13 protein-coding genes are annotated in these 11,342 nt (G+C 35.2%); all 13 read right to left on the bottom strand.

Annotated elements, in window-relative coordinates; genetic code table 11:
* Nucleotides 1-186 precede the first annotated feature (186 nt).
* Nucleotides 187-1,506 carry a UDP-glucose dehydrogenase family protein gene (locus tag MWH30_RS12505; RefSeq protein WP_248664429.1) on the bottom strand — a complete coding sequence of 440 codons (1,320 nt, stop codon included), beginning with the start codon at nt 1,504-1,506 and terminating at the stop codon, nt 187-189.
* Nucleotides 1,507-1,550: 44 nt separating this feature from the next.
* A complete protein-coding gene (locus MWH30_RS12500) occupies nt 1,551-3,434 on the bottom strand; it encodes a polysaccharide biosynthesis protein (protein ID WP_248664428.1) in 1,884 nt (627 codons plus the stop codon).
* Nucleotides 3,435-3,628: 194 nt separating this feature from the next.
* The gene (locus MWH30_RS12495) at nt 3,629-4,504 is read right to left on the bottom strand and encodes an Rpn family recombination-promoting nuclease/putative transposase (RefSeq protein WP_248664427.1); all 876 of its coding nucleotides are present in this window, start codon (nt 4,502-4,504) and stop codon (nt 3,629-3,631) included.
* 188 nt (nt 4,505-4,692) lie between these two features.
* Nucleotides 4,693-5,010, bottom strand: a complete 318-nt coding sequence (locus tag MWH30_RS12490) for a type II toxin-antitoxin system RelE family toxin (RefSeq protein WP_248664426.1) — start codon at nt 5,008-5,010, stop codon at nt 4,693-4,695.
* A gap of 13 nt (nt 5,011-5,023) precedes the next feature.
* The gene (locus MWH30_RS12485; RefSeq protein WP_248664425.1) at nt 5,024-5,248 is read right to left on the bottom strand and encodes an AbrB/MazE/SpoVT family DNA-binding domain-containing protein; all 225 of its coding nucleotides are present in this window, start codon (nt 5,246-5,248) and stop codon (nt 5,024-5,026) included.
* Nucleotides 5,249-5,415: 167 nt separating this feature from the next.
* On the bottom strand, nt 5,416-6,177 hold the full coding sequence (locus MWH30_RS12480) for an Rpn family recombination-promoting nuclease/putative transposase (RefSeq protein ID WP_372494179.1): 762 nt from the start codon (nt 6,175-6,177) through the stop codon (nt 5,416-5,418).
* A gap of 169 nt (nt 6,178-6,346) precedes the next feature.
* On the bottom strand, nt 6,347-7,309 hold the full coding sequence (locus MWH30_RS12475; protein ID WP_248664423.1) for an Rpn family recombination-promoting nuclease/putative transposase: 963 nt from the start codon (nt 7,307-7,309) through the stop codon (nt 6,347-6,349).
* A gap of 48 nt (nt 7,310-7,357) precedes the next feature.
* Nucleotides 7,358-7,504, bottom strand: coding sequence for a hypothetical protein (locus tag MWH30_RS12470; protein WP_248664422.1), 147 nt, complete (start codon nt 7,502-7,504; stop codon nt 7,358-7,360).
* A 50-nt stretch (nt 7,505-7,554) separates the two neighbouring features.
* Entirely contained in the window at nt 7,555-7,968 is a 414-nt protein-coding gene (locus MWH30_RS12465; protein WP_248664421.1) for a DUF6364 family protein, read from the bottom strand.
* Between the two features lie 361 nt (nt 7,969-8,329).
* Entirely contained in the window at nt 8,330-8,584 is a 255-nt protein-coding gene (locus tag MWH30_RS12460; RefSeq protein WP_248664420.1) for a UPF0175 family protein, read from the bottom strand.
* Nucleotides 8,585-8,772: 188 nt separating this feature from the next.
* Nucleotides 8,773-9,702, bottom strand: coding sequence for a DUF4351 domain-containing protein (locus tag MWH30_RS12455; protein WP_248664419.1), 930 nt, complete (start codon nt 9,700-9,702; stop codon nt 8,773-8,775).
* A gap of 108 nt (nt 9,703-9,810) precedes the next feature.
* Nucleotides 9,811-10,779, bottom strand: a complete 969-nt coding sequence (locus MWH30_RS12450; RefSeq protein ID WP_248664418.1) for a hypothetical protein — start codon at nt 10,777-10,779, stop codon at nt 9,811-9,813.
* A 22-nt stretch (nt 10,780-10,801) separates the two neighbouring features.
* On the bottom strand, nt 10,802-11,080 hold the full coding sequence (locus MWH30_RS12445; protein WP_248664417.1) for a hypothetical protein: 279 nt from the start codon (nt 11,078-11,080) through the stop codon (nt 10,802-10,804).
* Nucleotides 11,081-11,342 lie beyond the last annotated feature (262 nt).

Below are 11,342 nucleotides of genomic sequence, written 5' to 3'. Positions count from 1 at the left end.
ATCCTTAGGGAATCTCTGTCTAAAATCATCTTCCATATTTTAACTTGTAATATTTTCACTTGACATAGGACGTCTTTCTGGCTTCCCGCAAATGTTTAGTATCTGCAAAGATCCGGGCAGCATATAACTGAAGCTAATCAGCATGGGATTCTTTTAAAGGTCTTGAACTTATCTATCCTTTATACTTTATCCTCTATCCTCTGCTTTTACAACCGGTCGTCCTACGCTGTAATAGGTAAAGCCTAACTCTTCCATCTTCTCCGGCTGATAGCAGTTTCTACCGTCGATAAAGAGCGGATTATTGAGCAGCTCTTTAACTCGTTTTAAGTCTAAATTCTGAAACTCCTCCCATTCGGTAACTAAAAGTAAAGCATCGGTGTTCTCTATAGCTGAATAAGCATCCTCGGCGTAATCTATATCATCACTGAAGATCTCCTGAGCCTCGTCCATAGCAATCGGATCATAAGCTTTAACCTCAGCTCCGGCTTCCAAAAGCTCTTTGATTACAGTTCGCGAAGGAGCTTCGCGCATGTCATCGGTGTTGGGTTTAAAAGAAAGACCTAAGACAGCAATAGTACGGCCCTCTAGCTCAGGTAGTTCCTTCTTTAACTTCTTCACTAAAGTCTTCTTTTGTAGTTGATTAACCTCTACGGTAGCACTAACCACCTTAAAATCATAGCCATGCTCTTTAGCAGTGGAGACTATAGCCCGAGTATCTTTGGGAAAGCATGCACCCCCAAAACCTACTCCTGATCTTAAGAACTTATCGCTAATCCGATGATCCATCCCGATTCCCTGAGCTACTTCCTCTACATTAGCTCCAGTCCTTTCGCATATATTAGCTATTTCGTTAATAAAGCTGATCTTAGTAGCTAAGAAAGCATTAGCTGCATACTTGATCATTTCCGCACTATAACGATCAGTATGGAGAATCGGCGCCTCAAAGTCCTGATGAAGCTCGTCCAAAACTTGAGCTGCTTTTTCATTATTACTACCGATGATAATTCGATCCGGATTCATCGTATCGCTAACCGCCGAACCTTCGCGCAAAAACTCAGGACAGGAAACTACATCAAAGTCATAATCAGCCTCTTTATTATCGCTAATTAAGTCTTCTACCCAGTCTCCAGTTCCTACCGGAACGGTGCTTTTATTGATCACGATCTTATAATCGTTGATCTGCTCAGCAACACTTCTAGCCACAGACTCCACCGCCGAAAGGTCGGCCCCGCCTTCCTCAGTAGAGGGAGTACCTACGGCAATAAAGATAATATCACTCTCTTTTATTCCTCTAGCCAAAGAAGTTGTAAAGTCTAAATTACCGTTATTATAGTTCTCATCCACAATCTCTTTTAAGCCCGGCTCATAAATAGGCATCTTTCCTTCCTTTAGTCCGGCAATCTTTTCTTCATCTATATCAACACAGATTACTTGATTCCCCAAGTCTGCAAAGCAGGCCCCGGAAACTAATCCCACATATCCTGTTCCGACAACGCACAAGTTCATTATTTAAATTCCTCCCTAAGTATTCTTTTAATCTTATCTATCATCTATCCTCTATCATTCATCCTCTGCTCTTGCAAATCTATTACCTTTGAATCCGCAAAATCTCGATTAGGCTCATAGGTACCCACTAGCTTCACTAAACATTTAATAATAGCTGCAGAGTTGCTTAATTCGATTAACTTTTTCAGCTTGTCTATATTTTGATAAAGAAGCTCAGTATCTATCTTCTCTAATTGAGCTTTAAAGATTCTTTCGTGTTCAGTAGCTAGGTTATCTTCCTTTTCAGTTAATAACTCCTCGTACATCTTCTCACCTGGACGCAGGCCAGTGATTTCTATCTCAATATCCTCGCCTACTTCTAAGCCGGAAAGCTCAATTAAATCCCTAGCTAAATCAATAATTTTCACCGGCTGGCCCATATCCAATAAGAATACCTCGCCTCCTTGTCCTAAAGCTCCTGCTTCAATAACCAGTTGGGAAGCTTCAGGAATAGTCATAAAGTAGCGCTCCACCTCTTCGTGAGTAACGGTAACTGGCCCGCCTGCTTTAATCTGCTTCTTAAAAAGAGGGATTACACTGCCGTGACTGCCTAATACATTACCAAAACGAACAGCCATGAACTTAGTCTGACTCTCTTTATTGACGGCTTGAATCAACATCTCTGCTACTCGTTTAGTAGCTCCCATTACATTGGTAGGATTTACTGCCTTATCGGTGGAAATCAGCACAAATCTCTCTGTCCCAAATTCATCAGCAGCCCGAGCTACCTTTTCAGTGCCCAGAATGTTATTTTTAACGGCCTCTCGGGGATTACTCTCCATTAAAGGAACATGCTTATGAGCTGCTGCGTGAAAGACCACATCCGGTCTATGCTTAATAAAAATCTGTTTTAACTTAGCCTGATCACGAATACTAGCAATAATAGGCACTATTTCTAAAGCAGGGTACTTTTCCTTAAGCTCCAACTCTAAAAAATAGGTATTATTTTCATAGATATCCAGAATCAATAGCTGCTGAGGCTCAAAACGAGCTATCTGCCGACAAAGCTCCGAACCAATAGAGCCTCCACCCCCAGTAACTAAAACTGTTTTATCCTTAAGATAGGAGCAGATATCTTCAATATTCAAGTCCACCTGATCTCTTCCTAAGAGATCCTCTACTCTGACTTCGCGAATTTGGCTTAAGGAGACATTTTTCGTTAAAATCTCATCTAAGGCAGGTAAGATACTAACCTTAACCCCTTCTTGATTGCTCAGATTATAGATCTCTTTAATTACTTTACCTCTCACCGAAGGTATGGCTATAATAACTTCTTTAATATCATAACTTTCAATAATTCCCGGAATAGCATAGCGATCGCCTAATACCTTTCGGTTATGTATCTCTAAGCCATGCTTGTGGGGATCATCATCAACTAAGCCGATAATTTCTTTTTTAAGTGGATACTTATCGGTTTCGCGAATAATTGCTTCCGCTGCATCACCAGCCCCCACCATTAAGACGTTATCTTTATTCTGATTAGAGTTTAAATAATTTATGTAGTAGTTCTTAGAAATTCTAAAAGCAAATCTAATTCCGCCTAAAAAACAGACCTGTATAAAGAAGTTAATGACAACTATACTACGAGCCAGTGGTATTCCGCCGAGAAAGACTATAACTGTGAATAATAAATTAATTAATAAAGAAGCTTGAATAATGATTTTTAGTTCAGTGATACTGACGTATTTCCAAATTTTATTATAGACCTTTAAGAAGTATAGAGCTAAAATGCCGATAACTGAAATAAGTAAGAGATAGTAGAAATTGAAGTACTGAAGCCAGTTAGCATCAAAGCGGAGCATGAAACTAACTATCAAAGCTAAATTAATCAGTAAAAGATCAGCTCCAAAGAGTATCTGCTTTTTAAACTTTTTTAGTTTTTCTATCATTTAGTTTGATCACCTCTTCACTAGTTATAGTTAATTGCTAACCATTAGCTATATTATACATTATTTTGCTTGATTTTGAAAGGGGAGTTTTGTTAGAGGATAGATGATAAAGGATAGAGGATAGATTTAGTTCAAAACCTTTTTAAGATCTTGACCTTATCTATCCTCTGTCATTTATTACTTGCTCTTCTAAATCACTGCTGAATGCTTTCTTTTATTTCTTCCAACTCCTCTTTTGACAAGTTAGTATACTTAATAATTTTTTCTATATCCTCATTTCCCTGCAACATTTCTTTTGCTATTTCTGCTTTTGTTTCTTTTCTTGTTTCTTTTCTTGTTTCTCTTCTTGCTTCTTTTAAGTTTGTTACATAATCGTGAATAGCTTTTTGTCTGGCTTCATATATCTCTCGGGCTTCCTCATCCTGACTCAATACTTCCAAAGACTTAGCAGCTTTTTCAAGCTCTTTTACTCTTTCTTCTATCATCTTTACCACCTCGCTCTCTGGATTTTTGAGAAATAATAGCCAGGGAATTAAGTCGTTATCTATATCTTCTTGCTTTTGATATTTATTTTCATCTAATTTGGACAGCTCTATGAAATGAATTTCCTCTAGGTCGGTTAATAACTGATTGGTTTCTTTCTCTTTAAGCAAAAAGCAGTTATGATACTTCTCCATCTCTGCTAAATAGTTAAAATTGAGAATATTTATAGCTACTGTCTTCCTGAGCTTACTATATTCCTGACCTTCTTTCAGTTGGGATGAATATAATCTGGACCAGTAGTATAAACTCCTTCTGGTCATATTATATTGATTTTTTAGCTGAATTTCTATGTTTATTTTCTGATTATCGTTAGCCGTTGCTTTTATGTCTAGGCGGGATAGTTTATCTTCATCCCAGTCCTTATTGATTTCTGCATTATCTATTTTAACTTTTACTATTTCTCTGGCTGTTCCTTTACTTTTAAATACTGCATTTAGAAAGGCTATTAGTATATCCGGCTGTTTTTCTGAACCAAATATCTTTTTAAAGACGAAGTCTACTTTAGGATCTAATAATTCTTTTGTCATTATATCCCCCTTCCCGGCTTTGATTTTCAATTGTTAGCTTACAATTATATTATACATTATTTCGCCTGCTTTTGAAAGTTAAATAGGGCCCGACTTCTTGTGAAATGCAAATGATAGATGATAAAGGATAGAGGATAGAGGATAGATTTAGTTCAAAACCATTATATTTTTAACTATCTTTTTTTGTACTACTCATCCATTATTTCATTTTTAACGCTTTGCCATCTTAAATTAAGCTCTTTATAAAAGTTTTGTCTTGTGCCAACTAGAATTAACAAGCAATCCTTTTTTTCTTCATCAAGATAAAATGCTGTCCGATAATTATTAGCATTAATACTAAAACTATAGCTATGCAAAGAAGAAAAATTACCCTTTAAAGACTTTGCCTTCTCCTTTGGATTATCTTCCAGTTTTAAAAGCTCATTTTTTATATTATCTTTCAAGTGTTTAAATTTTTTTATATCTTTTTTGGCTCTAGTTGTTACCATAATTTGATAAGCTGCCATATTTAATCTCTCCCTATAAATCCCTTAAATTTGTAGCCTTACCCTCATCACGTTCTTTAAGAGCATATTCTTTCAATACAACACCGGGATGTTTTACCGCCTTAGTAAATTTTAATTGATGATTGTTAGCATCTACAAACAATATATCTCCACAGTTAATATCAGTTTTATCTCTCAGTTCTTTTGGAATTGTAACCCTTCCCTTGCTATCAACTTTAATTGCTATTTCTTCAGTCATATTTTCCACCTCCTCTATCATTGGGGATTTCCCACTTGCTAATAGTATTATAGCATTATATATTTTAAGAATCAAATGTAAAAAAGAAGATAGATTTAGTTCAAAACCATCAAAATTAACAACCCTTAAGATCTTGAACTTATTTGTCCTTTGTTATCTATCATTTATCATTTGCTCTTATCAAAATATTCCTCTAATTCTTCAATAGTCTCCATTTCAAATAACTTAGTTGCAATTACTTCTAATTCAGTTTTATCAAGTTGCCTTAATTTTTCTCTTTTATCTTTAGGTAAAGATTTAAATTTACTAATCAATTGCTTCTCTACTAATTCTATCATCCCTTCTTGTCTACCTTCCTGTCTACCTTCTTGCCTACCTTCCTCTTTCAGTTTTTCGGCAATTGTCATCAGTTCTTCACTCCTTTCTGATGATATTTCTTCAGTTGCCCTTTGTAAATCGTAAACACTCAAATTTTCTTTAGCATTCATAATATAACGAACTATAGTTTCAAAATACTCCATCCCTGTTTCTTTTTCTTCTAATTCTTCCAAAACTATTAGCGCCCTTTTAAAACATTCTACAAAATCTTCTCTAAAGATAGAACGCAATATTTCTAAAAATACTCTTAATTTAGCTCCACCTTTTATTTTTTCGTCATCATAATTTGACAAATCATAGGGTAGATATTGATAGTCTGGCACATACTTCTTTACTGCTTCGGGGATATTCTCCAGTAAATCACTTAATTTTAAGCCGATGTTCCATTCTGTCTGTCCATGATAGATTACCAATGGAATAATTAAAGGCAATTTATCACCTTGACCCTGTTTAAATTTTAATTCCCAAATCTTTATCATATATTTTAATAATTGCAAAGTGATCTTTTGATAAGGATAACTTTTGTGCTCAAATAAAAAATAGGGGACTATAGTTATGGAGGATTTAGAAAATATCCGTCAAAGTGCTCATAGTCTTAATAGAGCTGATAGGAACCTGCATAGCTGGACTTTAATCAGATAGCAACCTCGTAAGTTTCTTTTAGGAATCCTCGTTCGTGACGCAAGGAACGGGCGGGGAGGATGTCAACAGAGCTTAAATCTAATGCTGAACTTTCTTTTTAATTTCTTCTATCTTTTCTTTGTCTAATCCGGTTACATCCATTATATCTACCACTTCCATACCTTTTTCTAGCAACTTTTCAGCTGTTTCCATCTTACCTTCTATCTTGCCTTCTATTTTACCTTTTTCTCTTTCCTTTTCCTTGAGCTTATTAATATTCTTAGCAAAGTTACTAATCATCTCTTCCACCTCCCAAGGTTTGGATTCTTCAATGACCTTTTCTAATTCCTCTTTCTTTGCTGCTGGTAGAAGCGGTGCTGATATATTTATAAGCCATCTTTTTATTGAAGTGTATTCTTCTTCGCTCATATTCTTCATAATACTAACTAAATCTTTTAGCCTTTGTAGTACGTCTATTTCTTTCTGCTGATCTAAATAGAAAATTGAGGAGATAACATTAGCAATTTCGAGTAGTTCTTCATCTGAATAGCTGTTGACATCAATTAATAGATACTCAAAATCTAGTAAGTGATTATCGAACTCTTCATAGCTCTTAAATACCTTCTTAAACTCCTTTATAGCTGTCCAACTAGCCTCTCCATTATAAAGAACGATCGGAATCACCGCTGGAAATCTAAAGCCTTTTCTTTCCCTTACATTTTCATCTGCATTTCTATAAACGTCTCTTAGCAACTCGACTATGTAGCATAATAAGCGAAAGGGCATTGTAAAGTCTACACTGGACTGCATTTCTAATAAGCAGTAAAAGATTACTTCTCTATCTTTTAGATTTAAACGATAGACTATATCAGATTCTCTTTTATCAAACTCTGGAGTAACAAACTCTTTATCTACTTTTTCAAGACTATTTTCATCGACTCCTTTAACCCAGTCTTCATTAATAAAACTTTGAATTAACTCTAAAAAGTTTCTTTCTTTTTGGAGCAATTCTTTATAAGCTTTATCATAACTACTTCGTTGACCTTCTCTGTTCTTATCCATTGCTACCTCCTCATTTATATTATATCTTATTTTACTTGACTTTGAAAGCTAAATAGGCCCGACTTCTTTAGAGGATAGATGATAAAGAATAGAGGATAGATTTAGTTCAAAACCATCAAAATTAAGAGTCTTTACGGTCTTGACCTTATCTATCACCACTGGCACTAGCTCCGCGTCGCCTCTGTCATCTATCATCTATCATCTGCTTTTATCTATCTCTTCTTGCTTTTGATACTTACTTTTAGCTAATTTAAATAATCTTCTAACTCCTTTAAATTTTCTATCTCCATTATCTTCACAGCAATTACATTTAATTTATCTTTATCCTGTTCCTTTAGACGCTCTCTATATTCAGCCGGCAAAGATTCAAACTTATTTAATAATATGTTTTCTACTAATTCTACCATTCCTTCTTTCTTAGCTCTCTCGCTTACAAACTCTTCAAAATCACCCATTGCTCGCATAATTTCTTCTCCTTCAAAATAACCCATAAGATTTTTAACCCGCGGACTAAGCTGATAATCTTTATCTTTTATTTCTTGTAATTCAATAAAATATTGTTCAACCATACTGGAAATGGATTGATCCGTTTCATCCGAAAGACGATGAGCAAACTCTATTATCTCTTTATCAATACTTAATGTTAATTTATCTTTCATTGCTAGCACCTCCTTACGTATATTATTATATCATTATACGTGACTAAGGACAAATGATAGATGATAAAGGATAGAGGATAGATTTAGTTCAAAACCTTTTTAAGATCTTGACCTTATCTATCCTCTATCCCTGACAGCCTAAAAACAAGGCCCGCTGTGAAGCACATAAAAATCATATCCTCTGCACTTATTCGTCTTTATTCCCGAAAGCAAGTAGGGCCCTAACAGACTTTTACTCACTTGATAATTTCTACTCTTTAACTAACTTAATCGCTTGTCTTTCTAATTCTTCGCTAATCCAAACACCATTTTCTCTCATATTAGCTATCACATTTAAGGACCCGTATTAATTACAATTCTTTTAGGCATTTTCAACATCTGAAGCCAACTCTTCAACCTCCATATTAATCATCGAAACACCGTATTTATGAAGTTCTAATAAAAAGCTAATTCTATCCATTTCTGCTATCTCTGCTGCAATCCCCGAAGGAATTCTTTTTAATTCAAATAATTTCACTGCCATGGCAATTTTAGCTTCACGTTCAAATTGCAGGGTGCTTTCTTGTAGTGCATCCGGAAGGCTAGCTGGATATTTAATTTCCATCTTATTCTTCATGAAAGTTCACTCCTTTTGTCAGTTCACTATTAACTATATTATACATTATTTTACTTGACTTTGAAAGTTAATCTTTAGAGGATAGATGATAAAGGACAGAGGATAGATTTAGTTCAAAACCTCTTTAAGATCTTGTCCTTATCTATCCTCTATCATCTGCCTTTATCTATTTTGATAATTACTTTCATCTAATTTAAATAATCTTCTAACTCCTTTAAGTTTTCTATCTCCATTATCTTCACGGCAATTACATCTAATTTATCTTTGTCTTGTTTTCTTAAACGTTCTTTATATTCATCTGGTAAAAATTCAAACTTATTCAACAATTGTTTTTCTACTAGCTCTACCATTCCTTCTTTTCTGCCTTCTTTTTTAGCTTTCCTGCTTACAAACTCTTCAAAATCACCCATTACTCGCATAATTTCTCCTCCTTCCTGCTCTTCTAGTCTTTCATAAAAGAGCTTCTGTTTTAAGGAATCATTTAATTTTACAATCTGGTCAATAAAGAGAAATAATTGACGAATTTTTACCTTACTATATCCTTTCTCTAATAACAACTTCATTAGCTTCATTTTAAATTCAAACTTCTTATCTTCATCTTTTTTAGCCTGCAAAGCATATTTTTGAGCCAATACCGCTAGGGCAAAACAGTTTTCTTGAGCTATTAATTCATCCTCATTACTTGCTAATACCTTATAAGTATTATAGTTGTATTCCAGTTTAGTACCAAAAAACTGATACTCATAAGAAGCCGGCTGATAGTTCTGATTCTTATCTGTAAAAATAGCCAAGGCAGCAATCTTTTGCTGATATCTATCGTAGATTCTATAAAAATAAGTAAACATCCGTTCTCTAAATTCATCATCTCTATATCCCTGAACTTCTATATGGATTAAGACCCATTTCTCTTCTCCATTTTTCAAATGAACTTTAACCAGTTTATCGATATAACGCTTTTTCTCTTTAGACTTAGGAACTATTTTCTGCAATTCCTTATCTAAAAACTCATAATCCTGTTCAAAGTCTATCTTTTTAGCCAATTTCGGTAAAAAGAAATATACAAAGTCTTCAAAAAGAACTTCAATGATAGTTTTCCAGCTTCCGTCTCTATCAGTCATTTAAGCAACCTCTCTTTCTACAAAAACTCTACTTGACTATATTATACATTATTTTACCTGATTTTGAAAGCTAAATAAATCCGACTTCTTGCAGAGGATAACTATTAACTATTTAATAATTCGCTGACAGAGCTCCTCTATCTGCTGGTCTTGACCCGTCTCCTCTTCCGTAGCCAAGAGTTGAGAAGCCTGCTTTATAAAACAGCGTAGATAGCGGTAGCTATAAATATTCACTGGCTGAGATGAGTCATCGTCTTGACCACTGGCAAGTAGTTGTTGATTAAAAATTGCTAATTGCAGGGCTTTTTTGATTACTGGGGAACCATAAGTGTTAAGGTCTGCATTGAGTAAGTATTCATGGCTTAATGAATCATTATCAGTCTGCCCCCGAATATAGTGCAATACTTCCTCAAAGTCAGGATGCATCTTAAAGTCCTGCTCAGGCTGGCCCCTGCTTAATTTATTATTTCTGTTAGTAATCTCTGTTATAGTCTCTGGTAATGCGGCGCAGTTTCCGAAGCTACGAAGCTCAGTTTTTGCGCTTGGTGACTCATTTTCTGCGAGGGGAGACTCCGTTTTTTTAACCTCCTCTGAGGAAGGCTGAGCTGCTGCTTCCTGTTTATCAGCCTCTAGAAGAGCGCTTAAGTTAAAGCGATAGCCTTCCAGGGTATAGCCGAGTTCAATTAAGTCCTCTTGGATTTGGAGAAGGTTTAGCCGGTACTGATAGGTATTATCCCAGTTATTATTGGGATTCTGGCGCCTTTGTAGCCACTGATTATCGATTAAAGCCTGAGTATGTTTGCGGATGGTATTTGGACTTAGATTAAGCATGGTCTCCTGAGAAAGGTCTTTGGCGGATTTATAGATCCAGCCCTTTCTAGGTTCAATATTGATTCTTTGACCTTGCTGTTCTGCTCTCTGCCTTTCTTCAGCGATGAATTTATCAAAGTCCTTAACTCGCTGACTCCAATACAAGAATTGGTTTAAGATAATTGCTTTTTTGAAGTCTCCGGTTAAAATGACTAGTTCTTCTTTAATGACGGCTCGCTTTAGACGTTCTGTTTTAAATGTGGACATTGTTTTCTCCTCCTTTTTTTGATCAGTTCATTTTACAAGGGCAATGGGAGCGTTGGCAGTTACTTACTTGATTGTCTTCATGCTGGCAGTCGTTATTATCTTTGTAAGGACATTGATCACTGAGGACAGTTATATTTACTGGCCAGCGGTTTAAGGACTTATCCCAGTTGACTTTATGGAGTTCTTTTTTTATTAGGAACTGGTCTATTTCTTGGCGGATTTCTTGGGCTGTTTGTTTATCGAAAGCTTCTTCTACCTTTTGATAGAGTAGTCTTAAGAGAAAGTCTTGTAATTCATCCATTGGGAATACCTCCTACTGGGTTTGTTTTGTTGCAGTATGCAACATAGATTTTAAAAAATATTATCCTTTCATCTCAAAAGTAATAATTGCAGTTAAAACTATTAGTATATCTCTTGATAATTATAAATAAACTACATATATAATTATATGTCACTCAACGCCACTAGTCAAGTGGTATTTGTTTAAAACCCGAGTTCGACAGTTCATAGGTATAAAATAACTATTTAGAGGTCAGAAACCTTGATATAGCAGGGTTTGTGAT

This window comes from Fuchsiella alkaliacetigena (assembly GCF_023227765.1).
In the GTDB taxonomy this organism is placed as follows: domain Bacteria; phylum Bacillota; class Halanaerobiia; order Halobacteroidales; family Acetohalobiaceae; genus Fuchsiella; species Fuchsiella alkaliacetigena.
Note: the sequence above shows the minus strand (reverse complement) of the source record. Positions and strands in the feature narration are given on the sequence as shown.

What these genes read in the sequence shown, in the direction of transcription:
- MWH30_RS12460 (WP_248664420.1), bottom strand. Translation starts at nt 8,584, where the DNA reads ATGAAGAATAAGATGGAAATTAAATATCCAGCTAGCCTTCCGGATGCA.
- MWH30_RS12500 (WP_248664428.1), bottom strand. Translation starts at nt 3,434, where the DNA reads ATGATAGAAAAACTAAAAAAGTTTAAAAAGCAGATACTCTTTGGAGCT.
- MWH30_RS12445 (WP_248664417.1), bottom strand. Translation starts at nt 11,080, where the DNA reads ATGGATGAATTACAAGACTTTCTCTTAAGACTACTCTATCAAAAGGTA.
- MWH30_RS12490 (WP_248664426.1), bottom strand. Translation starts at nt 5,010, where the DNA reads ATGGCAGCTTATCAAATTATGGTAACAACTAGAGCCAAAAAAGATATA.
- MWH30_RS12470 (WP_248664422.1), bottom strand. Translation starts at nt 7,504, where the DNA reads ATGATAGATGACAGAGGCGACGCGGAGCTAGTGCCAGTGGTGATAGAT.
- MWH30_RS12450 (WP_248664418.1), bottom strand. Translation starts at nt 10,779, where the DNA reads ATGTCCACATTTAAAACAGAACGTCTAAAGCGAGCCGTCATTAAAGAA.
- MWH30_RS12465 (WP_248664421.1), bottom strand. Translation starts at nt 7,968, where the DNA reads ATGAAAGATAAATTAACATTAAGTATTGATAAAGAGATAATAGAGTTT.
- MWH30_RS12495 (WP_248664427.1), bottom strand. Translation starts at nt 4,504, where the DNA reads ATGACAAAAGAATTATTAGATCCTAAAGTAGACTTCGTCTTTAAAAAG.
- MWH30_RS12475 (WP_248664423.1), bottom strand. Translation starts at nt 7,309, where the DNA reads ATGGATAAGAACAGAGAAGGTCAACGAAGTAGTTATGATAAAGCTTAT.
- MWH30_RS12505 (WP_248664429.1), bottom strand. Translation starts at nt 1,506, where the DNA reads ATGAACTTGTGCGTTGTCGGAACAGGATATGTGGGATTAGTTTCCGGG.
- MWH30_RS12485 (WP_248664425.1), bottom strand. Translation starts at nt 5,248, where the DNA reads ATGACTGAAGAAATAGCAATTAAAGTTGATAGCAAGGGAAGGGTTACA.
- MWH30_RS12455 (WP_248664419.1), bottom strand. Translation starts at nt 9,702, where the DNA reads ATGACTGATAGAGACGGAAGCTGGAAAACTATCATTGAAGTTCTTTTT.